The organism is Acidisoma sp. L85 (assembly GCF_009765865.1).
Lineage (GTDB): Bacteria > Pseudomonadota > Alphaproteobacteria > Acetobacterales > Acetobacteraceae > Acidisoma.
The window spans coordinates 419,753-442,450 of record NZ_LMUQ01000061.1 but is presented as its reverse complement, the minus strand read 5'-3'; the positions used below and the strand labels follow the sequence as shown (position 1 = coordinate 442,450).

At 64.3% G+C, this 22,698-nt stretch carries 22 protein-coding genes; 19 read left to right on the top strand and 3 right to left on the bottom strand.

The window, feature by feature from the left end:
* Nucleotides 1–4 precede the first annotated feature (4 nt).
* On the bottom strand, nucleotides 5–997 hold the full coding sequence (locus GSQ83_RS20480; protein WP_216850384.1) for a substrate-binding domain-containing protein: 993 nt from the start codon (nucleotides 995–997) through the stop codon (nucleotides 5–7).
* Nucleotides 998–1,201: 204 nt separating this feature from the next.
* Here GSQ83_RS20480 and GSQ83_RS20475 point away from each other — a divergent pair, with 204 nt between their 5' ends.
* Complete coding sequence (locus GSQ83_RS20475) at nucleotides 1,202–1,999, top strand: FadR/GntR family transcriptional regulator (protein ID WP_158804707.1); 798 nt, start codon at nucleotides 1,202–1,204, stop codon at nucleotides 1,997–1,999.
* A gap of 4 nt (nucleotides 2,000–2,003) precedes the next feature.
* Here GSQ83_RS20475 and GSQ83_RS20470 read toward each other — a convergent pair whose 3' ends face one another.
* Nucleotides 2,004–2,891: an alpha/beta fold hydrolase gene (locus tag GSQ83_RS20470; protein ID WP_158804706.1), complete on the bottom strand. Its 888-nt coding sequence runs from the start codon at nucleotides 2,889–2,891 to the stop codon at nucleotides 2,004–2,006.
* A gap of 252 nt (nucleotides 2,892–3,143) precedes the next feature.
* On the opposite strand from GSQ83_RS20470, the gene GSQ83_RS20465 reads away from it, so the two are divergent.
* From GSQ83_RS20465 to GSQ83_RS20435, 7 genes are all read left to right on the top strand, one after another.
* Nucleotides 3,144–3,866 (top strand): SDR family NAD(P)-dependent oxidoreductase, encoded by a 723-nt coding sequence (locus tag GSQ83_RS20465; RefSeq protein ID WP_158804705.1) that lies wholly within the window; start codon nucleotides 3,144–3,146, stop codon nucleotides 3,864–3,866.
* Nucleotides 3,867–3,956: 90 nt separating this feature from the next.
* Entirely contained in the window at nucleotides 3,957–5,144 is a 1,188-nt protein-coding gene (locus tag GSQ83_RS20460) for a YbfB/YjiJ family MFS transporter (RefSeq protein ID WP_254065806.1), read from the top strand.
* A gap of 54 nt (nucleotides 5,145–5,198) precedes the next feature.
* Nucleotides 5,199–6,986 (top strand): DNA mismatch repair endonuclease MutL, encoded by a 1,788-nt coding sequence (gene mutL / locus GSQ83_RS20455; protein WP_158804704.1) that lies wholly within the window; start codon nucleotides 5,199–5,201, stop codon nucleotides 6,984–6,986.
* 101 nt (nucleotides 6,987–7,087) lie between these two features.
* Complete coding sequence (gene hslV, locus GSQ83_RS20450; protein WP_174246699.1) at nucleotides 7,088–7,651, top strand: ATP-dependent protease subunit HslV; 564 nt, start codon at nucleotides 7,088–7,090, stop codon at nucleotides 7,649–7,651.
* Between the two features lie 70 nt (nucleotides 7,652–7,721).
* Nucleotides 7,722–9,038, top strand: a complete 1,317-nt coding sequence (hslU, locus tag GSQ83_RS20445) for an ATP-dependent protease ATPase subunit HslU (protein WP_158804703.1) — start codon at nucleotides 7,722–7,724, stop codon at nucleotides 9,036–9,038.
* Nucleotides 9,039–9,180: 142 nt separating this feature from the next.
* Complete coding sequence (locus GSQ83_RS20440) at nucleotides 9,181–9,621, top strand: SufE family protein (protein WP_158804702.1); 441 nt, start codon at nucleotides 9,181–9,183, stop codon at nucleotides 9,619–9,621.
* Between the two features lie 29 nt (nucleotides 9,622–9,650).
* Nucleotides 9,651–9,872 carry a hypothetical protein gene (locus GSQ83_RS20435; RefSeq protein ID WP_158804701.1) on the top strand — a complete coding sequence of 74 codons (222 nt, stop codon included), beginning with the start codon at nucleotides 9,651–9,653 and terminating at the stop codon, nucleotides 9,870–9,872.
* 135 nt (nucleotides 9,873–10,007) lie between these two features.
* Here the strand turns inward: GSQ83_RS20435 and GSQ83_RS20430 are convergent, their stop codons facing one another.
* On the bottom strand, nucleotides 10,008–10,256 hold the full coding sequence (locus GSQ83_RS20430) for a hypothetical protein (protein WP_158804700.1): 249 nt from the start codon (nucleotides 10,254–10,256) through the stop codon (nucleotides 10,008–10,010).
* Nucleotides 10,257–10,461: 205 nt separating this feature from the next.
* On the opposite strand from GSQ83_RS20430, the gene GSQ83_RS20425 reads away from it, so the two are divergent.
* From GSQ83_RS20425 to GSQ83_RS20375, 11 genes are all read left to right on the top strand, one after another.
* Complete coding sequence (locus GSQ83_RS20425; protein ID WP_158804699.1) at nucleotides 10,462–10,695, top strand: hypothetical protein; 234 nt, start codon at nucleotides 10,462–10,464, stop codon at nucleotides 10,693–10,695.
* On the top strand, nucleotides 10,692–10,970 hold the full coding sequence (locus GSQ83_RS20420; protein WP_158804698.1) for a hypothetical protein: 279 nt from the start codon (nucleotides 10,692–10,694) through the stop codon (nucleotides 10,968–10,970). The genes GSQ83_RS20425 and GSQ83_RS20420 overlap by 4 nt, the downstream gene beginning before the upstream one ends.
* Before the next feature lie 18 nt (nucleotides 10,971–10,988).
* Nucleotides 10,989–11,930, top strand: coding sequence for an alpha/beta hydrolase (locus tag GSQ83_RS20415; RefSeq protein ID WP_158804697.1), 942 nt, complete (start codon nucleotides 10,989–10,991; stop codon nucleotides 11,928–11,930).
* Between the two features lie 133 nt (nucleotides 11,931–12,063).
* Nucleotides 12,064–13,995, top strand: coding sequence for an acetate--CoA ligase (gene acs / locus GSQ83_RS20410; protein ID WP_174246698.1), 1,932 nt, complete (start codon nucleotides 12,064–12,066; stop codon nucleotides 13,993–13,995).
* A 111-nt stretch (nucleotides 13,996–14,106) separates the two neighbouring features.
* Nucleotides 14,107–15,009, top strand: a complete 903-nt coding sequence (locus GSQ83_RS20405; RefSeq protein WP_216850421.1) for an SDR family oxidoreductase — start codon at nucleotides 14,107–14,109, stop codon at nucleotides 15,007–15,009.
* Nucleotides 15,010–15,228: 219 nt separating this feature from the next.
* The gene (locus GSQ83_RS20400; protein ID WP_158804696.1) at nucleotides 15,229–16,206 is read left to right on the top strand and encodes a lysylphosphatidylglycerol synthase domain-containing protein; all 978 of its coding nucleotides are present in this window, start codon (nucleotides 15,229–15,231) and stop codon (nucleotides 16,204–16,206) included.
* Between the two features lie 55 nt (nucleotides 16,207–16,261).
* The gene (locus GSQ83_RS20395; RefSeq protein WP_158804695.1) at nucleotides 16,262–18,118 is read left to right on the top strand and encodes a hypothetical protein; all 1,857 of its coding nucleotides are present in this window, start codon (nucleotides 16,262–16,264) and stop codon (nucleotides 18,116–18,118) included.
* Nucleotides 18,119–18,216: 98 nt separating this feature from the next.
* Nucleotides 18,217–19,713: a DNA-3-methyladenine glycosylase 2 family protein gene (locus GSQ83_RS20390; RefSeq protein ID WP_158804694.1), complete on the top strand. Its 1,497-nt coding sequence runs from the start codon at nucleotides 18,217–18,219 to the stop codon at nucleotides 19,711–19,713.
* Nucleotides 19,694–20,245: a methylated-DNA--[protein]-cysteine S-methyltransferase gene (locus tag GSQ83_RS20385; RefSeq protein WP_158804693.1), complete on the top strand. Its 552-nt coding sequence runs from the start codon at nucleotides 19,694–19,696 to the stop codon at nucleotides 20,243–20,245. The genes GSQ83_RS20390 and GSQ83_RS20385 overlap by 20 nt, the downstream gene beginning before the upstream one ends.
* Nucleotides 20,246–20,275: 30 nt before the next feature.
* On the top strand, nucleotides 20,276–20,767 hold the full coding sequence (locus tag GSQ83_RS20380) for a YbhB/YbcL family Raf kinase inhibitor-like protein (RefSeq protein ID WP_158804692.1): 492 nt from the start codon (nucleotides 20,276–20,278) through the stop codon (nucleotides 20,765–20,767).
* A gap of 47 nt (nucleotides 20,768–20,814) precedes the next feature.
* Nucleotides 20,815–22,290 carry a M81 family metallopeptidase gene (locus GSQ83_RS20375; RefSeq protein ID WP_158804691.1) on the top strand — a complete coding sequence of 492 codons (1,476 nt, stop codon included), beginning with the start codon at nucleotides 20,815–20,817 and terminating at the stop codon, nucleotides 22,288–22,290.
* Nucleotides 22,291–22,698 lie beyond the last annotated feature (408 nt).

Below are 22,698 nucleotides of genomic sequence, written 5' to 3'. Positions count from 1 at the left end.
TCGCTCAACCCATGTTGTTCGCGAAGACGGTGCGGGTGATTTCCGGCAGCAGTTGCTTGACGTTTTGCGAGGTCACGATTTCCACCGGCAAAAGAACATTCTTCTCGGGCGTCTTGCCGGCGAGATGGTCGAGCATCGCCTGGCAACAGGTAACGCCTATCAGATAAGGCTGCTGCATTCCGGCGACAGTGATCTCACCACTCTCCAACATTGGCACGAAGGCGGGCACACCATCGAAAGCGGCGAGCAGGATTTCGCCTTCACGGCGGCCAGCCTTGATTGCGCGCGCGGCGCCGAGCGCGGGGTCATCCGTTTCGACAAAAAGCGCGCGCATGTCGGGATGGGCTGTCAGCATATCCTGCGTGAAACGGAAGGTCTCGTCCGCGGTGTAGGTCTGCATTTGCGAAAGCTGCGCTTCCTTCATGCCGATCTCCGCCATGGCGCGGCGGAAGCCTGCGGTGCGGAGCTGGCCGTTCTTGCGGGCGAGCGAGATGGTGACCAGCCCGAAGGTGCCGTTTTGCCAGCCCTTCGCCTTGATCGCCTTGGCGAGCGCCTGGCCCGTTTCGTAAGCGCCTTGCCCGTTATTGGAGGTGACGAAGGAAACATAGTCGCCGCTGGTTGTGCCGATATCGGCGATCACAACCGGGATCTTCGCGCGCTCGGCGGCGGCGATAACGGCGGGGGCGGTGGAGCTGTCGGTGGGCGAGATGATGATGCCGTCCACGCCGCGCGAGATGACATCCTGGGCGTTCTGCAACTGCGTCTGCGCGCTGTTATGGCTGTCATAGGTCGTGTTCGTGCCGCCCGCCGCCTTTACGGTGTCGTCAACGCCTTTGGCGAGATAGCGCCAGAAAGGGAGATCGAGGCCAGGCGTCAGATAGGCGAAACGCTTTCCTCCGGCGGCCCAGGCGGCAGGCGCCATAGCGGCGAGCATGGCGGGTGCGGTGAGCTTGAGCAGACCGCGACGGTTCATGGTGAGGTCAGTGATCTTGGACATTTTTTGTTTCTCCCTTTGGCAATGTCATTAGCATTCATCGTCGCCGCCGGCACCTTCGCTGCATCCGCCGGAATTAAGCCAGGCGAGCGCTGCCGGGGCTGGTTTTTGTACCGGATCGGCCTTAAGTTGTATGATAAGCTACCGCCTCCACAGGGCGATGCAAGCCCTTTCAGGTTACACTCACCGGCAGGGCGGAGTTGCCGCATGTTGCACCAAAGTCGCTCCGATCAGCTGGCCGAGGCGCTGCGGGCGCGGATCCTGGGGGGCGAACTGCAGGTCGGCGCACAGCTGCCCTCGGAGCAGATGATCGCGACGCAATACCAGGTCAGCCGCACGGTTGTGCGGGAGGCGGTGGCCCGGTTGAAGTCGGAGGGTTTGCTTCGTACGAGCCAGGGCCGCGCCGCTACCGTGCTCGCGGTTACATTGGGCAGCGACCGGTCGCTTTCGGTGCCGCAGTCAATCAAGGGGCTGCTCGGTTTCCTCGAGGTGCGGCGCGCGATAGAGGCCGAGATGGCGGGACTCGCGGCGGAGCGCCGTACTGCCTCGCAGTGCCGCGCGATCAGGAAAGCGTTGTTCGCGATCGAGGACCGGATGCGCGAAGGGGGCGATGGGGTGCAGGAGGATCTGGAATTTCACCTCGCCATCGGCCGTGCAACGTCGAATGCCTATTGGGGACAATTTGTGCAGATGTTCGCCGGGCCTATGCGGTCAGCTATTCGGGTGACACGCGCGAATGAGGCTCGGCGTGAGGATTTCGCTGCGTCAGTGGTGAAGGAGCACCGGCAAATCTACGAGGCGATCGAGGCGGCGTCGCCGGACGAAGCGCGCGCTGCGGTGAAGGTGCATCTGGAGGGTGCGGCGCAGCGATTGCTGAAGGCCGACCGGGACTTCTGGAAATCGGAGGGCGAACACCTGGCCCGCGACTGGTTGCAGGTTTCCGAGATGGGTATTGCGCGGGACGTTCCTGAACTTCGCGCGCGCCGCACCTCAAAACGCGCTTGAGACGCTAATCGGTTTTAAGCTTATCCAGGAACGCGCCTGTGAGCCTTGTTACTTCGGCGGGTGCTTCATCCATGGGGAAATGGCCGGCTTCGAGAATGTTTATCTCAGCCTCCGGAACATCGCGTTTGAAGGCACCGGCGCCCGCAAGTTCGAATGACGGATCGTAGCGGCCCCAGGTGACCAGCAGAGGCGGCTTATATTCGCGCAGCCACGCTTGCCAAGCCGGATAGGCTGCCACGTTCGTTCTGTAATCGTAGAACAAGGCCACCTGGATATCCGCCTGGCCCGGCCGGGAAAGAAAGGCGAATTCATCCGCCCAGGTGTCCGGATCATAACGCTCCGGATGAGGCGACTTTCCAATATGCCTAAATCGCGTTGCGTCGAGGGAGAGGAAATTGGCCTTCAGCTTCTCGACATGCGCCGCGGGATCGGCCCAATAAGCTTTGCGCGCGTCCCAAAGCGGGCCGAGCGCCTCGTCATAGGAGGCGGCATTCTGCACGATGAGCGCTCTCACCCGCTCCGGATGGGCAAGTGCCAAGCGGAAACCAACCGGACCGCCATAGTCTTGCAACACAAGCACGTAGCGGCCGAGGTTGAGTTCCTCCGTGAGTCCACCAACGATCTTGGCAAGATTATCGAAGGTATAGTCGAACTTCACCGGCGCTGGTGCGTCGCTCCAGCCGAAGCCGATATAGTCGGGCGCGATCACGTGGTAACGCTGGGCGAGGGATGGCATGAGCCGCTCCCACATACGGGAAGACGATGGGAAGCCGTGCAGGAGAATGATCGCCGGTGCGCCGGGGTTTCCTGCCTCTCGATAGAAGATCGAGTGGCCGTCGATGATCCGGCTTTTGTATGTGATGCCGGTGAACGCGGCAGCGGCGGATTTCATTTCGCTCCGAGCCTTGGTTGAGAGTAGGAGCATCATGCTCGCTCCCGCGGCGAGCGCGCTTCGCCGTCCGAAATCAAACATGGTGATTTGCCATGAGACAGGGGGACCGCAACTCAGTCGTTACAATATCGCAGCGCGTGGTGAGATTGAACATGGCTGAGCTAGCCGGTATAAGCGGGCCAGCTTTCCGCCTCCTCTGGTCTCTCTAGGAACTTCGAGTCTTTCCGAAATCATATTGGTGGAAGTGGCGTCATGCAAGCAGAACAGAAGGTTGTCATCGTTACGGGTGCGTCGCAGGGTATTGGCGCTGGTTTAGTGGCGGCTTATCGAGCGCGAGGGTATGGCGTTGTCGCGAATTCGCGTGCGATTACGCCCGCATTTGCCGCAGGTGATGCGGGCATCGTGACCGTTGACGGCGATATCGGGAGTTCCGCGACGGCGGATCGTGTTGCCGCGGCGGCTTTGGAGCGATTCGGACGCATCGATAGCTTGATCAACAATGCTGGCATCTTCCTCAGCAAACCATTCATTGAATATACGGAAACCGATTTTGTCGCGGCGATCGCGGTGAATGTCGCCGGGTTCTTTCATATCACGCAGCGCGCGGCGGCGCAGATGCTGAAGCAGAAGTCCGGGCATATCGTACAGATTACGGCCAGCATGGTCGGCCAGCCGCTCAAGGAGGTGCCGGGGGCGCTGGCGTCTCTGACGAAAGGCGGGCTCGCGACTGTCACGCGTGGACTCGCGATCGAATTTGCGGATCGCGGTGTGCGTGTGAATGCGGTTGCACCGGGGATCACCAAGACGCCTATGCATTCCGCTGAAACCTATGAGGCGCTGGCGAAGCTGCATCCGATGCACAGGATGGCCGAGATCAGCGAGGTGGTCGATGCCGTGCTTTACCTCGAATCCGCGCTTTTCGTGACAGGTGAGACCATCCATGTCGATGGCGGGCAGAATGCGGGGCATTGGTGATCCGCAGCCGAAGGTGATTTGCGCGATGGCGGCTTGGGGCCGGGTGATCTGCCGCGCCTCGTGGTGAATCGCGCGGTGTCCGGATCCAGCGTGAGCGCCTGGCGTGCGACAATGGCGGGGCTTTGCGCATGCCTTGTTGGCATCGGTCTGGGTCGCTTCGCTTATACCCCGCTAATCCCGCCGTTGATCGAGGCACACTGGTTCGCGCCTTCCGACGTTCTCTATCTCGGCGCGGCAAATCTCGCTGGCTATTTGGCCGGTGCCCTGCTGGCGAGGCGATTGGCCGCGCGGCTTCCCGTGACAATGCTGCTGCGCGCGGCGATGGTCTTCGCGACTCTCGCTTTCTTCGCCTGCGCGTTGCCGCTGTCGCTCGCCTGGTATTTCTGCTGGCGATTGGTCGCGGGATTGACTGGCGGCGTGATCATGGTTCTGGCCGCCTCGGCCATTCTTCCTCATACGCCCCCGGGGAAGCGGGGGCTCGTGAGTGGAACGATATTCACAGGTGTCGGGCTCGGCATCGCGGCGTCCGGCACGCTTGTGCCGCTATTGCTGAGAGGCGGGCTGACGGAGACGTGGTGCGGGCTTGGAGTGTTGTCGGGCCTGCTTACCCTCATGAGTTGGCATAGCTGGCCGCCGACGGGGACGACGCGGGCGCTTCATCTCGTTAGCCGTGAAGGGCGTGCGGTTTCGCCGTTACTAATCCGTGGTCTGGTGGTCGAATACGGGCTGAACGCCGTGGCGCTCGTGCCGCCGATGATCTTCCTGGTGGATTTCATCGTGCGCGGCCTGCATCGGGGATTGGATTCCGGGGCGCGCTACTGGGTTCTATATGGCATCGGCGCAATGGCGGGACCGCTCCTGACCGGTCATCTGGCGGATCGAACAGGGTTTGGCCCCGCTTTGCGTCTCGCCTATTTTGTTCAGTGCGCAGCAATTGCCGTGCCGGCCTTTACCAGCGGCACCATCCCCCTGGCCGTCTCCTGCATCGCCATGGGCGCCTTGACGCCGGGCATCGTGCCGCTGGTGTTCGGAAGGGTCCATGAGCTGTTCCCGCACGAGCTCGCCCGGCAACAGCACGCCTGGAGCACGGTTACCACGAGCTATGCGATCTGCCAGGCAGCGGCCGCCTATGGGTTTTCGTTTCTTTTCTCACGTACCGGCGGGGACTACCGCCTGCTATTCGCCTTGGGCGCGATCGCTGTTGGGCTTGGACTCGCCCTAGATCTTGTCTTGGCGGTCACGACGCGTCGCCTAGCAGAACGCATCCCCACGCAATGAGCATCGTGACGCTTGCGGTGCCTCGGTGAAAGCGCCACTCAGGCGCTCATGGCCATGATTCGCCTTCTGCCTGACCACGTCATCGACCGCATCGCTGCTGGCGAGGTGGTTGAGCGGCCGGCCGCAGCGGTGAAGGAGCTGGTGGAAAACGCGCTCGATGCCGGGGCGACTCGGATCGCCGTGGCGCTGGAGGAAGGCGGCATCCGGCGGATCGAGGTTTCGGATGACGGCCATGGCATGACGGCGGGAGATCTGGCCCTCGCCATCCAGCGCCACGCCACGAGCAAGCTCACTGAGGCAGGTGACCTGGTGCATATCGCGACGCTCGGTTTTCGCGGCGAGGCGCTGCCCTCGATTGGGGCGGCGGCGCGGCTTGCCGTCACCAGCCGCGTGGCGGGGGCGGAGAGCGCCTTCACTATCCGGGTCGAGGGCGGTGCCGTGGCGGAGGTAGCGCCGGCGGCGGGCACGCAGGGAACGCGGGTGGTGGTGAGCGACCTGTTCTTCGCCACCCCGGCGCGGCGGGCCTTCCTGCGCTCGGCGCGAATCGAGATGGATCATGTCCAGGCGGCGGTCAGCCGGCTGGCGCTGGCGGCGCCCGCGGTGGCTTTCCGGTTGGAGAATGAAGGCCGGGTGGTGCTGGATTTGCCGGCATCCGATCGACGCGGGCGGCTGGCGGCTCTGCTGGCGAAGGAGGAGGCCGAGACGCTGGTCAGCGTCGATGGCGAACGGGACGTGGTAACGCTGGTGGGTTTCGCCGGAGCTGCGGCGACACATCGGGCTACAGGCGGAGCGCAGTTCCTCGTCGTCAATGGGCGCCCTGTGACGGATCCGCTACTCCGCACGGCTTTGCGAGTCGCCTATCAGGAAGTGATTCCGCGCGGGCGCTTTCCGGTGGCGGGGCTGTGGCTCGATCTACCGGCAGCGGCTGTGGATGTGAATGTTCATCCGGCAAAGACCGAACTGCGCTTTCGGGATGGCGCGGCGGTGCGCGGGCTGATGATCTCGGCGCTGCGACAGTCCCTGGCGCGGCCGGCCTCGGTCTTTTCCCAGCCCCGGCGGGCCGGAATCCACATGGCCTATCGCCGGTCGAATGTGGTGCCAGCGCCGGCATATTTTGGCCCCGCTTCGGTTCAGGCTGAGACCCAAGTTGCGTCGCGCCCATTCGATTCGTTCTTGGCCGAGGCGCAGTTGCCGCTCGCAGCCGCGCCATACGCCCGGGCAGTGCCATCGACGGAACCGAGCTTTGTCGCGGAGCACCCCTTGGGTGCGGCAGTGGCTCAGGTGCTCGATACCTATGTCATCGCCGTTGCGACGGATGGGACGCTGATCCTGGTAGATCAGCACGCGGCGCATGAACGGCTGACGCATGAGGCGTTGCGCGCCTCGGTGATGGAGGGCGGCGGTCCGTCGTCCCAGCCGCTGCTGCTTCCCGCCGTGGTCGATCTGCCGCCTCCCGATGTCTCGCGGCTGCTGGCGGAAGCCACGGCACTCGCCCGGCTGGGCCTGGAGATCGAGGGGTTTGGTCCCGGCGCGATCATGGTCCGGGCTTTGCCCGCCGTTCTGGGCACCGCCGATCCGACGCCACTGCTGCGCGACATTGCCGACGAGCTCGCGGAAACCGAAGAGAGCACGGCGCTGGACCAGCGGCTGGATGCGGTGATCGCGCGTATGGCCTGCCATGGCAGCATCCGTGCCGGCCGGCGGATGAACCAGGCCGAGATGAATGCATTGCTCCGCGAGATGGAGCGGGTCCCCCGTGCCGCCACCTGTAGCCATGGAAGGCCGACTTTTCTGAAGCTGAGTCGCGGAGAGATCGAGACGCTGTTCGGCCGTCGCGGCTAGGTGGAGTCCCCGCGGTCGCGCACTGTCGACCGCAGCCTGCTGCATGGCCGCTGCCCGCTCGCTGTCTTGCACGGAAACGTGAGTGGCCCCATCTGCCTCGCATGTCCCAGACCCTGCAAAACCCCTACGACCCCGTCGGCTGGCATGGCACGACGATCCTCTGCGTCCGGAAAGGCCCCCAGGTGGCCATGGCCGGAGATGGCCAGGTCACGCTCGGCCAGACCGTTATCAAGGGCAATGCCCGCAAGGTCCGCCGCATCGGTGGCGGCAGCGTGATTGCCGGCTTTGCCGGTGCCACGGCGGATGCCTTCACCCTCCTCGAACGGCTGGAGGCCAAGCTCGAACGCTTCCCTAACCAGCTTGAGCGCGCCTGCGTGGAGCTTGCCAAGGATTGGCGGACCGACCGATACCTGCGCCGGCTTGAGGCGATGATGACAGTGGCTGATGCCGATCATTCCTATACCCTCACCGGCAATGGCGACGTACTGGAGCCGGAGGACGGCATCATCGCCATCGGCTCGGGCGGCAACTACGCCCTGGCGGCGGCGCGTGCACTGATCGACGTGCCCGATCTTACGGCCGAGGAGATCGCCCGTAGAGCTATGAAGATCGCCGGCGACATTTGCGTCTATACCAATCATAGCCTCGTCGTTGAGACCATCTAAGTAACCAAGCCATTCGGGCCGTCGCCGGTCGCCGCTGAGCGGGACCAGCCTCGGCGCTAGGAGTTAGCCTATGGAAGCCCCGACCTATTCTCCCCGGGAGATTGTCTCGGAACTCGACCGCTATATCGTCGGCCAGGATGACGCGAAACGCGCCGTCGCCATTGCTCTGCGCAACCGCTGGCGCCGCCAGCAGGTGCCGGAGGGCATGCGCGAGGAGGTGGTGCCGAAGAATATCCTGATGATCGGCCCCACCGGCTGCGGCAAGACCGAGATCGCGCGCCGCCTGGCCAAGCTGGCCCAGGCGCCCTTCCTGAAGGTCGAGGCCACGAAATTCACCGAGGTCGGCTATGTCGGCCGCGACGTGGAGAGCATCGTGCGTGACCTAGTGGAAGCCAGCATCACGATGCTGCGCGAATCCAGCCGCAAGGGCGTGCAGGCCAAGGCCGAGCTTGCCGCCGAGGAGCGGCTGGTGACGGCGCTGGTCGGCGAGGGTGCCGCGGCCGATACCCGCTCGAAGTTCCGCCGCATGCTGCGGAACGGTGAGTTCGAGCAGAAGGAAGTCGAGGTTTCGGTGACCGATACCGGCGGCGCGCCAATCGGGCAGATGGATATGCCCGGCATGCCACCTGGCCAGGTGATCAATCTCGGCGAGATGATGAAAGGCATGTTCGGCCGTCAGGCTCAGGCCAAGAAGATGACGGTGGAGGCGGCTCGCCGCGCGCTGGAGCGTGAGGAAGCGGATAAGCTGCTGGATAGCGAGCAGCTCACCAAGGATGCGGTGAACCATGCCGAGCAGAACGGCATCGTCTTCCTCGACGAGATCGACAAGATTTGCGCGCGATCGGAAGGCGGCTTCCGGGGGGCCGATGTCAGCCGCGAGGGTGTGCAGCGCGACCTGCTGCCGCTGATCGAGGGCACGACGGTCGCGACGAAATACGGGCCGGTGAAGACCGACCACATCCTGTTCATCGCCTCGGGTGCCTTTCATGTCGCGAAACCCTCCGACCTGTTGCCGGAATTGCAGGGGCGTTTGCCGATCCGCGTGGAACTGGCGCCGCTGTCGCGGAGTGATTTGCGGCGTATCCTGACCGAGCCGGAGCATTCGCTGCTGAAGCAGTACGTCGCGCTGATGCAGACCGAGCGGCTGACGCTCGACATTACTGAAGCGGCGATTGACGCGGTGGCGGATTTGGCGGCGGACATCAACGACCGGGTGGAGAATATCGGCGCACGCCGGCTTTCCACTGTGCTGGAGAAACTGTTCGAGGAGATCAGCTTCACGGCCTCGGATCGTGGCGGCGAGACGGTGAAGGTAGATGCTTCCGACGTGCGCGACCGCGTGGCGCCGCTGGCCGCGAAGGGCGACCTCAGCCGGTTCATTCTGTAGTGGCGAGGATCGCTGACACGACACCGTCATGCTCGGCGAAGGCCGAGCATCTACGCCTTCCGTACTCCACGAAGGCAAGGCGTGGATGGCACGTGGGTGGCCGCCCCGCCTTCGCGTGCCATGACGGGATGGGACTTCGCTGATGACGAATGCCCCTTTCTTCGTAGCCTCCGAACCGACAGCGGCGGCAGCCATAGCCGAAATCGGCGAGGAGTTGGCGTTGTTCGACGATTGGGAGGATCGCTACGGCTACATCATCGGATTGGGGAAAAAGCTCGCGCCGTTCCCTGCCGAATGGCTGAACGACGCGCATCGCGTACCAGGCTGCCAGAGCCGCGTATGGATGGAAGCCGAGGAGCGTGATGGCGCGCTCTTCCTCGCGGGCGTTTCGGATGCGGCGATCGTGTCGGGTCTCGTCGCGCTGCTGCTGCGGGTTTACTCGGGACGGCCGCGCGACGAGATCCTGGCGACGGATCCTGCGTTCCTCAAAGAACTCGGTTTGATCGAGGCACTTTCGACCAACCGTGGCAACGGCATCGCGGCTATGGCCCGGGCGATCCGGGAGCGCGCCGCGGCGGTTTAATCCGGCCGCGACAGCGTGCCGAGATCTCCATGTCTACGGGTGCCCGAGAAGTGCAACCCTTCGCCTCAAAGTATGCGTGGCGGGCTATCAGGATCATCGAAGCGCGGCTCGGGTTTCCTCCGAAAATCGCCGATGTCGGCTATGCTGGCCAGCCCGACCCCACCATTGGTGCCCGCGCTCCCGAGGTATTTGGCCTCGAGGTCATTAAGCCGCCGGTTCCCGATACGCTGTTCCGCCGGCCAATTTTTTAAGCATTTGAATCGTCGGCCATGTTCTTCCCGCGCTCGTCCAAGATCTTCTGTGTCGTGTGGTTGAATGCCTTAGAACAGGTGACCCAGCTCGCCGAGCGAGAAGTTGTAGGTCTTGCCAAGCTTTCTAACCTGATTCTAACGCCGGTCGGTGAGCGCAAGCTCCTCATTCATTACCACGTACTGCGCATCGATCGCATCGGAGCGCGAGATGCCGCCTTTGGCTTCCTTCTCAACAAGCGTCTTATGCTCGCCTCCCACTTTGCAAAGCGTGCGGGAGTGCTTCTTCAGAATCTCCGAGAAGGCCGCCTTGTAGTCCTTGGTCTCGGCCGTCGGGTGCGATGCCTTCGCAATCGGAGGAGCGCCTGTCGTCGTTGAGATAGTCATATGCGTTGCTTGTTCCAAAGGATTTCGGCCGATGATGGCGGCTGGGCTTCTTCCAAGGGCTAAAGACGCTTAACTCATTGCGAGATCGCACAAACATTACGACCGAGTTGTAAAGAAACGGCTCGATCCCGTTGCCATCCGACGCTGGCGCCATTGGTTCGTCGCGCTATGCTGCGGGCTTCGGGAATCGGGCGGGGTCGAGAGCATGGCGGCAGCGGGCGGGTGGAGACTGGCGGGGGCGATGCTCGTGGCGTTCACCTTGGGTGGCCTCGGGGTGACAGCGGTTGCCGAGGAGAGCCACGTCGCCCAGGCGCTTGAGGCGCTGGATGACGCCCATGACGCTCTCGCGGCCACGAGGGACAATAAGGGCGGCCACCCCGCTGCCGCGATCGCGCTAATTGCCAGCGCCAAGGCCGAGCTTTCGGCGGTAAGCCAGTGAGCCGCGTTTGGACGGCCGGGTTTGATGGTCGCTTGGCGGGACTTGCGGGCGCCTGCCTTGCCGGGGCCTTGCTCGCCGGCTGTGCGCTGCACCATCAGGGTCATATGGACAAGGCGCTGACCGCCCTCAATGTCGCGGCCCAGCAGCTTGGCCTCGCGACGCCGGACAAGGCAGGCCATATCCAGGCCGCACTCAAGCTGGTCCAGCAAGCCATCGATGAGGTTGAGAAGGGAATGGCCTATAAGATCCAGGTTGGCAGCACGGACGCGAGTTGAGGCGGGGGGACAGGCAGGGTGAGCGGATTCGATGTGGACCAGGAGATGCAAGCCTTCATCAAGCGCAGCGAAAGCTTCTCGAAAGATGCGCGGCCCGACGATTCGCTGGAGACGATCCGCGCGCGGTATGATCGGACGGCCGAGGCTTTCGCGCGGCCCTATCCGCCCGGGCTGCAAGCCAAGGACGGGGTCTTACACGCGCAAAATCCCGCGCGGGAGTTGCGCGTGCGGTGCTACGCGACCCCCGATGCGATCCCCGGCCGGGTCGCGCTGTTCTTTCATGGCGGCGGTTTCGTGCTTGGCGGCCTCGACAGCCATGACAGCGTCTGCGCCGATCTGGCCGCGGGCGCCGAGGTGGCGGTGGTGGCGCTCGACTACCGGCTCTCCCCTGAGCATGTCTATCCGGCGGCGCTCGATGATGCCGAGGCCGCCTACGATGATTTGATCGATTCCGGCCAGGCGGTGATCCTGGTTGGGGATAGCGCGGGCGCCACGCTTGCGGTTGCGCTCTGCCATCGGCTGCGGCGTCTCGGCAAGCCGATGCCCTGGGCGCAGGTGCTGATCTATCCGATGCTGCATCCTGATCCAGGCCGCGCGAAGGGCGGCCCGAACGAGAATGCGCCAATGCTGACGGCGGCGGCGCTCTCTTCCTTCCGGGGTTTTTACACAGGCGGCGATGTCAGTGTGACGCGCGATCCGGAACTGGCGCCGCTCGCTTCGCTCGACGTGGCGGGATTTCCGCCGGCGGCACTATTTCCCGCTCAGCACGATCCACTTTGCGACGACGCGGCGGAGTATGCGGCGGCGCTGCGCGAGGCTGGCATCCATGTGACGCTGCATTCCGGCGAGGGCCTTGTGCATGCTTATCTGCGCGGCCGGGCGAACAGCGAACGCATCGCGACGGCATTTTCCGAGATCGTCTCATCGCTGCAACGACTGGCTCACAGCGGGCGGGTCTGAGCCGCGCCTTTCGCGGCTTTCCGGGCGGCGAAAGCGTTTGACATTGCAGCTTTGGACTCGGAGGCTCCGGCCCGAGCCGGGCGCGAGATCCGGCCAGCGGCGGCCTTGCGGCCGCTAGTTCGGGAGAGACGGCATGCCCAACGATCTGACCGCCCCAAAAACGCCGCTCCATCCGCGGCTGGCCGAAAGCGCGCAACGCATCGAGGCGCTGCGCGCGGCGGCGACGGCTGATCCCGAGGCTTTCTGGAAGCGCGAGGCGACTGACCGCATCGCCTGGATGCGGCCGCCCACCAAGATCAAGAATACGAGTTTCACCGGCGATGTCTCGATCAAGTGGTTCGAGGATGGGACGCTGAATGCCAGTGTTTCCTGTCTCGACCGGCATCTGGCAACGCGCGGCGATCAAGTTGCCATCATCTGGGAAGGCGATGAGCCTGGCACGTCCGAGAGTGTCACCTATCGCGACCTGCACGAGCGCGTGTGTCGCCTCGCCAATGTTTTGAAGGGTCATGGCGTGAAGCGGGGTGACCGCGTCACGATCTATTTGCCGATGGTGGTGGAAGCTGCAGTGTCCATGTTGGCATGCGCGCGTATTGGTGCCGCGCATTCCGTGGTCTTTGGCGGCTTCTCGCCGGACAGTCTTGCGGGCCGCATTCAGGACTGTAAGTCGACGGTGTTGATCACGGCCGATGAGGGCCGGCGCGGCGGGCGGCGCGTGCCGCTAAAGGCCAACGTCGATCAGGCGCTCGCCAGTTGCTCCGATGTCACGACGGTGCTGGTGGTGCCGGTGACCGGCGCCTCGGTACCGATGACGGAAGGACGGGACCATGATTACGCCGCAGCACTCGCCGAGGCATCGACCGATTGCGCGCCTGTCGAGATGGGCGCCGAGGATCCGTTGTTCATCCTCTACACGTCGGGCAGCACCGGCAAGCCGAAGGGCGTGCTGCATACGACCGGCGGCTATATGGTCTGGGCGAGTTTCACCCATGAACTCGTCTTCGACTACAAGCCCGGCGAGATTTTTTGGTGCACCGCGGATGTCGGCTGGGTCACCGGCCACACGTACATTGTCTACGGCCCGCTCGCGAATGGCGGCACCACCGTCATGTTCGAGGGCGTCCCGACCTATCCGGATAGCGGGCGAATGTGGGAGGTGGTGGATCGCCACAAGGTCGAGATCTTCTACACCGCGCCGACCGCCATCCGCGCACTGATGCGCGACGGGGACGAGCCGGTGAAGCGCAGCGCGCGGAGCAGTTTGTGGCTGCTGGGAAGCGTGGGGGAGCCGATCAATCCCGAGGCCTGGCATTGGTACAACACCGTTGTCGGAGAGGAACGTTGCCCGATTGTCGATAGCTGGTGGCAGACCGAGACGGGCGGCATTCTGATCAGTCCGGTGCCGGGCATGCCGCTCAAACCCGGTTCGGCGACCCTGCCGTTGCCCGGGGTTGTCCCTGTGATCGTCGATAGCGAGGGCAAGGTGCTGGAAGGGGTGGCGGAAGGCTATCTCTGCATCGCCGATAGCTGGCCCGGCCAGGCGCGCACGCTGTATGGCGACCACCAGCGCTTCATCCAGACCTATTTCAGCACCTACAAGGGCCTCTACTTCACCGGCGACGGCGCGCGCTGCGATGCGGATGGGTATTACTGGATTACCGGCCGGGTGGATGACGTCATCAATGTCTCCGGCCATCGCATGGGAACGGCCGAGGTCGAAAGCGCGCTCGACAATGACGAGCGGGTGGCGGAATCGGCCGTGGTTGGATTCCCGCATGAGGTGAAGGGGCAGGGCATCTATGCCTATGTCACGCTCAAGCGCGGCATTGAACCGACTGATGCCGTTCGGAAGGATTTGTTCGCGCTGGTGCGCAAGCAGATCGGGCCGATTGCGGTGCCGGATGTCATCCAATGGGCACCGGGATTGCCGAAGACCCGCAGCGGCAAGATCATGCGCCGCATTCTCCGCAAGATCGCGGCCAATGAGATCGAGACGCTGGGCGATACCTCGACCCTGGCCGATCCAGCCGTGGTGGATGACCTGGTGCAGAACCGCGCGGGGTAGGGTGGCGAGCGGCTTGCGCCAACACGGGGAGTTGTCTGCGGCGCGCCGCGCCTGACTCTTGCCTCGCCTATCGCACGCCCGATTTCCGGAAGCCAACCGCGACCGGAGATGATGATGGCGACCGAGAATCAATATGCGATGCAGGATCCGACCAAGCAGTATCCGCAGCCGCCCTTCCCGAAGCAGCCACAACCTGTGCCGGGCCTTGCTCAGAAAATGGACCCCAAGCCAGACCACGGCGAGGACAGCTACAAGGGGTTCGGGCGTCTGGCGGGCCGTAAGGCACTGATCACGGGCGCCGATTCCGGCATCGGTCGCGCTGCCGCCATCGCCTTCGCGCGGGAGGGTGCGGACATCGTATTGAACTACCTTCCATCCGAGGAAGAGGATGCGCGGGAAGTCGTGGGCCTCATCGAGGCGGCAGGGCGCAAGGCAGTGTGCCTACCAGGCAGCATCGCCGATGAAGCTTTCTGCAAGGCGCTGGTGTCGAAGGCCCATGAGGCGCTGGGCGGGCTCGATATCCTGGCTCTGGTCGGCGGCCATCAGCAGGCTTGCGAGAACATCGAGGAACTGACCACGCAGCAGTTCGACGAGACCTTTAAGACCAACGTCTACAGCATGTTTTGGCTATGCAAGGCGGCACTGCCGCTGCTGCCGCCGGGGGCCACCATCATCAACACGGCCTCAATCCAATCTTACCAGCCGTCAGCGTCGCTGCTCGACTATGCCTCGACGAAGGCGGCCATCGTTGCCTTCACCCATGCCCTGGCGAAGCAGGTGGCCAAGAAGGGTATCCGGGTGAATGCGGTGGCGCCGGGACCGGTCTGGACGCCGCTACAGCCTTCGGGCGGCCAGCCGCAGGATAAGATCCCGCAATTTGGGGCGACGGTGCCGCTCGGCCGGCCGGGGCAGCCGGCCGAGCTTGCCTCTGTCTATGTGCTTCTGGCGTCTCAGGAATCGAGCTTCGTGACTGGCGAGGTTTATGGCGTGACGGGCGGCAATCATTTGCCCTGAAGTGCCGCCGGACAGAAGACACGAGCGAGGTGAGTGGCTGAGGCGCGTCATCCTCAATCCCCTGGATGGAGGACAGGCAAAGACTTGATGATGCTGCCCTTTGGTGGGTGCGGTGCGTTGAGGAGACACCGCCGAAAAGGGATGGATCGGCAAGACAGGCATTGCGGTATGCGTCGTTTCTCCGGATAGACGGCGGCATCCGCATCGCCTTCGAGGGTCATGAAGCGTCTCCTGCTGCCTGCTTTGATCGCGGGTCTCGTCCTGCTGACTCTGCTGATGGCCCATGTCGGCATCGGCGGCATCCTGCATGGGCTCGAACGCCTGGGCGTGGCGGGGTTCGCGCTGATCCTCGCGATCCACCTGGCGCTCAACGAGGGTCTCGCACTCGCCTGGTGGCTGCTCGACCGTGCGGGGCAACGGCTGCGCTACCTGGCCTTCTGCTGGGGGCGGCTGATCCGCGACGCTGCTTCCGAGGCTCTGCCGCTGTCGCAGGTCGGCGGTCAGGTGCTGGGCGCCAGGGCTTTGATGATGGCGGGAGCGGACGGTATTTTCGCCGGCGTCTCGACCATTGTCGATGTGACCATCGAGGCGATGATGCAGATCGCCTACGCGGCGATCGGACTTGGCCTGCTCGCGGCGTCCCACCGCGGGCAGGGGCTTATCCTGCCGCTGGCGGGTGGCGCCGCGCTAATGGGTACGATCGTTGTCGTAGCACTCGCGGTGCTCGGCACTGCGCCTGCATGGGCCGAGGCGCGGCTGCTGCGCGTGGTGCAGCGGCTGCCCTTCCTTGGCGGACGCGCGGATCGTGCGGGCGAGCTTCTGGTGGAGCTGCGGATTATCTTTAGCGCTCCGGGAAGGCTTGCCCTGGCGGCGATCGTGCATCTTGGCTGCTGGGCGGTGACCGGGCTGGAGACTTGGATCATGCTGCGGCTGATGGGCACCGATGCAACCCTCACGGACGGCATCATCATTGATAGCCTCTTGGCGGCCTTGCGCAGCTTCGCCTTCTTCATTCCCAATGCGCTAGGCGTGCAGGAGGGTGGCTACATCATGCTTTGCGGAGTGTTCGGCATCCCGGCGGATATCGGTCTCGCTCTGTCGCTGACCCGGCGGGCACGGGATTTGGCGATCGGGCTGCCTGCGCTGCTGGCCTGGCAGGCGGCGGAGGGGCGGTTGCTGCTGCGTAAGCGCGCTTGAACGCGGAGACGCGGCCTCCAACCCACCCCCGGCCCCTCCCTTTCAAGGAGGGGCGATGACGGACCTAGGCGAGGGGAGTAGAGCGCGGAACTGGCTGCATGGCAGTGTCGGACGGGTGCTGCTGGTTCTTCTCACCCTTTGGGGCGTGTTGACGCTGCTGCCGGATCTCGGCCGGCTGGTTTGGCCACTCGCCTCCTACGGTTTCTCGACCGACAATAACGGCATCGTTTTGGATGTCGTGGCGCCTTTCACGGCTGAGGAGCATTCGCCGGCCTGGCGCGCCGGGCTGCGACCGGGTGACCGGCTGGATCTCAACGTCATGAATTGCTGGAACCCGGGATCGTTGCGTTGCCGGGACACGCTCGCGGTCTTGGCAGGTCTCGGTGGTCTGAGTTTCGTGCCCCCGGGCATGACGAGCCGCCTGGAGGTGCAGGGCGTCAATGGTGCCAGCCGCGAGGTCACCGTGGCGGCGACTGATCCGCCCTGGGGTGTTGGTGCGATGGTCGTGCTCGCCGCCGACCAAATCTTGGCGCTCATTTTCGTTCTGGGCGCGGCCTTCCTGGTGTGGCGGCGGCCGAGCCGCACCGCCTGGGGATTTTTCCTGTTTGCCTTGTGGTCTCAGCCGGGACAGGCGGTAGGGCTGCTGTCGGTGCTACTGGCCTGGCCGCCGGCGGTTCTTGTCGTCGAAGTGATCTTCGCGCTGATCCAGGCTGCCGGGGTGGTCGGCTTCGTGCTACTCATCCTGTGTTTCCCGCATGACGAGACGGCGTCTCGCTGGCGGGGGCTGGAACGCGCCTTGCCTTTCATCGCCATTGCGCTGGCCCTTGGGCAACTCGTCAGCTTCAGCAATGTGCTTGGCTTGCAGACCGAACGGCTGACGGATGGGTTGTTTGTTGTTCTGCTTGCCATCGATATCGGCGCGCTCGGCATTCTGATCGCGCGGCGGTGGGAAATGCCGCCGGCGGAATATCAGCGGCTACGCTGGGTTACCGCCGGCTGCGCCCTGGGACTGCCGGCCTTCATTTTCGCCAAGGTCAGCGAGAGCACGACTTTGCTCACCCTGATCTGGGGCGAGGCTCAGCCGAGTGACCAGGTCATCGGTTTGCTGTTCCTGTTCAACTGCATGCTCGCCTGGTTCGTCGGCATCGCCATCTGGCGTCGCCGGGTCGAAAGCGTTTGGACACCGATCCGGCGCGGCACCACGCTTGCCGCTGTCACCGTGGTCGTCGCCGTGCCGATCGTCTATGTCCACGACACGCTCATTCGCTACGAGCATGTTTTGGAAATTCCCGAGCTTTTATGGGCATTTATCGCCGCGCCGGGAATTTTGCTGGTGATGAGCAAGGCGCATGAACTCATCGTCCATATTACCGACCATCTGCTGCATCGCGCTTATTTCCTCGCGGAGCGCCGCTTTCGCCGCGCGAATGACGAGTTGCTCGCCGCGATAACGCTGGAGGAGGTAGACCGGCTGGTGAGCGAGGTGCCGGTGGAAGCCTTCGGGCTGGTCTCGGCGGCGGTATTCCGCGAGGCGGGAAAGGGGTTTCGGCGTGCCTCTTCCCATGGTTGGAGCGACGGGCTGTTGCGCGAGCTGGATCCGGCCGCGCATTCTCCGCTGCTCGATTGTCTGCACGCGAAAGGACCGCTGCGCCTCGGCCGTGACGAATATACGCGCGAGGGACTGCCAAAGGGACTTGCGGCACCGACACTGGCGGTTCCGCTGGCGGCCGACGGTCATGGGGTGGCGCTCGCCTTGTATGGTCCCCAGCAGGCGGGCAACGAGCTAAATCACGATCAGCGCATTATCCTTGCGCGCTTCGCTCGGCATGCGGCGGTGACCTATCAGCGCGTCAGCCTGGATTTGCTTCGGGAAGAGGTCGTGACGTTGCGGGCTCAGCTCGCTGGGCGTTAGTTCCGGGCGTGTAAGGACGCGGAGGCTCGGCGCCGGGCGGAGACGTTCATGTCCGAAAACGGCGAGCGTGAGGCGGCGGGTGCTGGCATGATCCGGCCATGTCAATCGCGCTCCATCTCGATCCCGAGGTTTGCTACCGTGCCCTGATCACGCGCGATGCGCGTTTCGATGGCCGGTTCTTCACCGCCGTGCGGACGACGGGCATCTATTGCCGACCCATTTGCCCGGCGCCGACCCCGAAGCCCGCGCATGTCACCTTCTATCGTAGTGCCGCCGCAGCCGAGGCGGCGGGATTTCGCTCCTGCTTGCGCTGCCGGCCGGAGCGCGCACCGGAAACCACCCTATCGACCGGTTCCGCCCGTCTCGTCGAGCAAGCAATGGTGTTGATCGCCGAAGGCGAGACGGGCGAGGGAAATGACGAAGCCGGTCTGGCCGCCAGGCTCGGCATTGGCGAGCGGCAATTGCGGCGGCTGTTTCAAAGCCACCTTGGGGCGAGCCCGAAGGCGCTGGCGCAAACGCGGCGAAACCTGCTGGCACGGCAATTGGTGGCCGAGACTGATCTGCCGCTCACCGAGGTGGCGCTTGCCGCCGGTTTCGGGAGTCTGCGCCGGTTCAATACCGTCTTCCGCGATCTCTACGGCCGGCCGCCGAGTGAGATGCGCCGCGCCAAGGGACGGCAGGCGGAGCCGGGTCTCGTGCTCAGCCTGCCACTGCGTCCGCCCTATGAGTGGGCGGGGGTGATGTCGCTCCTCGCGGCCCATGCGATTCCGGGTGTCGAGCAGGTATCGCCTGCTTGCTACGCCCGGGTAATTGCCGTGGAAGGGCAATACGGCACGGTCGAGGTCTGGCAGGAGGACGCGACCAGCCTGCGCGCCCGGATCAACTTTCCCGCGCTGCGGATGCTGCCTCGTATTGTCGCTCGGCTGCGGCGGATTTTCGACCTCGGTGCCGACCCCGTGCCGATTGATGCCTGGCTTGGGCAGGACCCGGCGCTGGCGGGCTTGGTAGTGCTGCGACCCGGCATGCGGGTGCCGGGCGCCTGGGACCCCTTCGAGCTGGCGGTGCGGGTGATCCTCGGCCAGCAGGTCAGTGTCGCGGCAGGTAGCCGGATGGCGGGGTGGCTCGCGACGGAGTTCGGCACTTTGGTCGAAACGCGGGTCGCTGGCTTGACCGCGCTGTTCCCGCCAGCGGTCGTTCTGGCGGCCGTGGCGCCGGATGCCATCAGCCTGGCACTGAACATGCCGCGCGCGCGGGGAGCGGCGATCGTCAACCTGGCGCGCGCCGTGGTCGAGACGCCCGGTTTGTTAATGCGCGGGGACGGGCTGGACATTGCCCAGCGGCGGCTTTGCGCGGTGCCTGGCATCGGCCCGTGGACGGCACAATGCATCGCGCTTTTCGCTCTGCGCGAGACCGATGCTTTTCCGGTCGGCGATGTCGGCTTGCAGCGAGCGATTGGGTTGCCCGCGACGGCTCTGGCGGCGCGCGCGGAGCAATGGCGGCCGTGGCGAGCCTATGCCGCAACACACCTCTGGATGGTGGCGCTGGGACTTTCGCCGGCGCCCGAAAGGATTTCTCATGAAGACGCTGTCGCTTGACCGCTTCGCCTCGCCACTCGGCACGATCCTCCTGGTGTTCGAGGAGAACCGGCTACGGGCACTCGATTTCGAGGACTATGCGCCGCGGATGCACAGGCTGCTCCGTCAGCACTACGGCGCCGTAGTGCTGGAGACGGCCGTTGCTCCCGCCGCGATTCGTGAGCCGCTGGCTGCTTACTTCGCGGGCGATCTGGCAGCGCTGGATGCCATTGCCGTGGAAACCGCGGGCACCGCGTTTCAGCGCGCGGTCTGGACTGCGCTGCGGACGATTCCACCAGGTGTTACGACGAGCTACGGCCGCCTCGCCGCGACGCTCGGCCGCCCTTCCGCCTATCGTGCCGTGGGCATGGCCAACGGAGCCAATCCCGTGGGGATTGTGGTGCCCTGCCACCGCGTTATCGGCGCTGATGCGTCACCAACCGGCTATGGCGGCGGCATCGTCCGAAAGGTCTGGCTGCTCGAACATGAAAAGGGTGCGACACCGAGCGCCTTGACGCCGCGCTCTCTTGACGGGCTCGGCGCTGCCGCGTGAGGGTAGGGGCAGACCTACCGGAGCCCATGCATGACATTTACCCTGGCCAGCAACAGCTTGTCCGACGGCGCCGAGTGCCCGATGAAGCATGTCTTCTCGAGCTTTGGCTGTACCGGCGGCAATGTCTCTCCTGAGTTGCACTGGTCCGGCGCGCCTGAAGGCACCAAGAGCTTCGCCCTGACGGTTTATGATCCCGATGCGCCGACCGGCAGCGGCTGGTGGCATTGGACGGTGGTCAATATTCCCGCCAGCGCGACGTCGATCCCCGAGGGCGCGAGCCACCCGGTAAAGAGCGGCTTGCCCGCGGGGTCGGTGGAGGCGCGGACGGATTTCGGTAGTGCCGGCTATGGCGGTCCCTGCCCGCCGGAGGGCGACGCGCCGCATCACTACATCTTCACGATTCACGCCTTGAAGGAACCAAGCCTTCCGCTGAATGGGGACACGCCCAGCGCGCAGGTGGGCTACTACCTGCATTTCGCGACGATCGCTAAAGCCTCTTTCACCGTAACCTATGGCAAGTAGGTCTCGCCGCCTTTGACGGCGGCGCGTTTTTGTCACTACGGCTCGGCATGAAGATTTTCATCGCCGGCCTGGATACCGAAACCAACACATTTGTTGCGGTTCCGACCGGTGCCCTCAGCTTCGCTGAGGGCTTCGTTGCTCATGGCGATGCGACGCGGCGGCCGGCGAATTATAGCTCCGTGCAGCTTTACGCCTGGCGGCACAGGGCAGCGGCGCTTGGTTGGGATGTCGCCGAAAGCCTCTGTGCCTACGCCGAGCCTGGCGGCGTCACGACGCGCGCGGTTTACGAGGCGTTTCGCGACGAGATTCTGGCGGATCTTCGTGCGGCCGTGCCGGTTGACGCGGTGATGCTCGCGCTGCATGGCGCGATGGTCGCGGTCGGATATGATGATTGCGAGGGCGATCTGCTTGCGGAGGTGCGAGCGATCGTCGGGCAGGACGTGCCTGTCGGCGCCGAGCTCGATCTCCACTGCCATCTCACCAAAGCGATGCTGCGGGCGGCGACCGTGCTAGTCGCTTACAAGGAGTATCCGCACACCGATATCGCCGAGCGCGCGGAGCACCTGTTCACGCTGATCGCGGATGCGGCGGAGGGGCGCACGAAGCCGGTGATGGCGGTTTTCGATTGCCGCATGATCGGCACCTTCCGGCCGACCGCGCAGCCGATGCGCGGTTTCGTCGATCGCATGATCGCGCACGAGGGCCGCGATGGGGTGCTGTCGCTTTCGCTCATGCATGGCTTCCCTTGGGGGGATGTGGCCGATGTTGGCGTGAGGATGCTCGCGATCGCGGATGGCGATGCCGAGCTGGCGGTGGCAACAGCGCGGCAGTACGGCGAGGCGTTGTTCGCGCTGCGCAAGGAGACCACGCCGGCTTTCCTCACCATCGATGCGGCGCTTGATCTGGCGTTGGACATTCCCCCAAGTTTGCCGTCGCGGCCGGTGGTGATTGCCGATGTGGCGGATAATCCAGGCGGCGGTGCGGCAGGCGACAGCACCTTCTTCCTGCGCCGCGTGCTGGAGCGTGGCTTGTCGGAGGTGGCGCTCGGCTATTTCTGGGACCCGATGGCGGTGCGGTTTTGCATGGAAGCCGGGGTGGGCGCGACGCTCGATCTGCGGATCGGTGGTAAATGCGGGAAGGCTTCCGGCGATCCGGTGGATTTGCGCGTGACTGTGATGGGCTTGGCGGATTCCGGAACGCAGTTATTCGGCGATGCTCCGGTAGCGCTGGGTGCTTGCGCCTGGGTGCGTGGCCAGGGTGTCGATCTGGTGTTGATTAGTCTGCGGACTCAGACTTTTCATCCGATGGGCATGAGCGCCTTGGGTCTTGATACTGCAGGTTCCCGCATCATCGTGGTGAAGTCGATCCAGCATTTTCACGCGGGGTTCGCGCCGATCGCGCGGGAGGTGCTGTATGCGTCCTCGCCCGGCGCGCTGACGCAGGATTTTGCGACGCTTCCCTACACCAAGCGGCAGGGCGCGTTTTGGCCACGTGACGAGGACCCTTTCCTCAGGGGAGAGTGAATTTGTATGTGTATCGCGCCAGCCAGTGCGGGTCTGCATTATTGCTTCATCGGATCGATGAAATCAGAGGCGGCCGGGTGCGGTTGATGGGATCGGCCACGATCTGAAAGTGATAATTGCAGCACCGGTCATGACGAAGAGAGCGGTGATGCAGATTGGGACAGCGGCTCGTGGGGACAGCGTCGCGTCCCCATCCGGCAGGCTTTGTGCGGCAGACCATGAGGGAGAATGGAACGCGGCGGAGAGGAAGTCCGCGACCGTTCGCGACCCCGTATCGCCGCGAGTTGAACCAAGGGGTAGCGGACCGAGCCGACAACGGATCGGGGCGCCGCTGCAACCACCGGCATCTGCTGCGTCGGCGCATAAATACATCCACAATCGGTGGCGAGCTCTCTATGGAGGCGAGCT

Excerpts from the sequence above, each read along its gene's own strand:
- GSQ83_RS20480 (WP_216850384.1), bottom strand. The coding sequence starts at position 997 with ATGTCCAAGATCACTGACCTCACCATGAACCGTCGCGGTCTGCTCAAG.
- GSQ83_RS20475 (WP_158804707.1), top strand. The coding sequence starts at position 1,202 with ATGTTGCACCAAAGTCGCTCCGATCAGCTGGCCGAGGCGCTGCGGGCG.
- GSQ83_RS20470 (WP_158804706.1), bottom strand. The coding sequence starts at position 2,891 with ATGAAATCCGCCGCTGCCGCGTTCACCGGCATCACATACAAAAGCCGG.
- GSQ83_RS20465 (WP_158804705.1), top strand. The coding sequence starts at position 3,144 with ATGCAAGCAGAACAGAAGGTTGTCATCGTTACGGGTGCGTCGCAGGGT.
- mutL (WP_158804704.1), top strand. The coding sequence starts at position 5,199 with ATGATTCGCCTTCTGCCTGACCACGTCATCGACCGCATCGCTGCTGGC.
- hslV (WP_174246699.1), top strand. The coding sequence starts at position 7,088 with ATGTCCCAGACCCTGCAAAACCCCTACGACCCCGTCGGCTGGCATGGC.
- hslU (WP_158804703.1), top strand. The coding sequence starts at position 7,722 with ATGGAAGCCCCGACCTATTCTCCCCGGGAGATTGTCTCGGAACTCGAC.
- GSQ83_RS20440 (WP_158804702.1), top strand. The coding sequence starts at position 9,181 with ATGACGAATGCCCCTTTCTTCGTAGCCTCCGAACCGACAGCGGCGGCA.
- GSQ83_RS20435 (WP_158804701.1), top strand. The coding sequence starts at position 9,651 with ATGTCTACGGGTGCCCGAGAAGTGCAACCCTTCGCCTCAAAGTATGCG.
- GSQ83_RS20430 (WP_158804700.1), bottom strand. The coding sequence starts at position 10,256 with ATGACTATCTCAACGACGACAGGCGCTCCTCCGATTGCGAAGGCATCG.
- GSQ83_RS20425 (WP_158804699.1), top strand. The coding sequence starts at position 10,462 with ATGGCGGCAGCGGGCGGGTGGAGACTGGCGGGGGCGATGCTCGTGGCG.
- acs (WP_174246698.1), top strand. The coding sequence starts at position 12,064 with ATGCCCAACGATCTGACCGCCCCAAAAACGCCGCTCCATCCGCGGCTG.
- GSQ83_RS20405 (WP_216850421.1), top strand. The coding sequence starts at position 14,107 with ATGATGGCGACCGAGAATCAATATGCGATGCAGGATCCGACCAAGCAG.
- GSQ83_RS20400 (WP_158804696.1), top strand. The coding sequence starts at position 15,229 with ATGAAGCGTCTCCTGCTGCCTGCTTTGATCGCGGGTCTCGTCCTGCTG.
- GSQ83_RS20395 (WP_158804695.1), top strand. The coding sequence starts at position 16,262 with ATGACGGACCTAGGCGAGGGGAGTAGAGCGCGGAACTGGCTGCATGGC.
- GSQ83_RS20390 (WP_158804694.1), top strand. The coding sequence starts at position 18,217 with ATGTCAATCGCGCTCCATCTCGATCCCGAGGTTTGCTACCGTGCCCTG.
- GSQ83_RS20385 (WP_158804693.1), top strand. The coding sequence starts at position 19,694 with ATGAAGACGCTGTCGCTTGACCGCTTCGCCTCGCCACTCGGCACGATC.
- GSQ83_RS20380 (WP_158804692.1), top strand. The coding sequence starts at position 20,276 with ATGACATTTACCCTGGCCAGCAACAGCTTGTCCGACGGCGCCGAGTGC.
- GSQ83_RS20375 (WP_158804691.1), top strand. The coding sequence starts at position 20,815 with ATGAAGATTTTCATCGCCGGCCTGGATACCGAAACCAACACATTTGTT.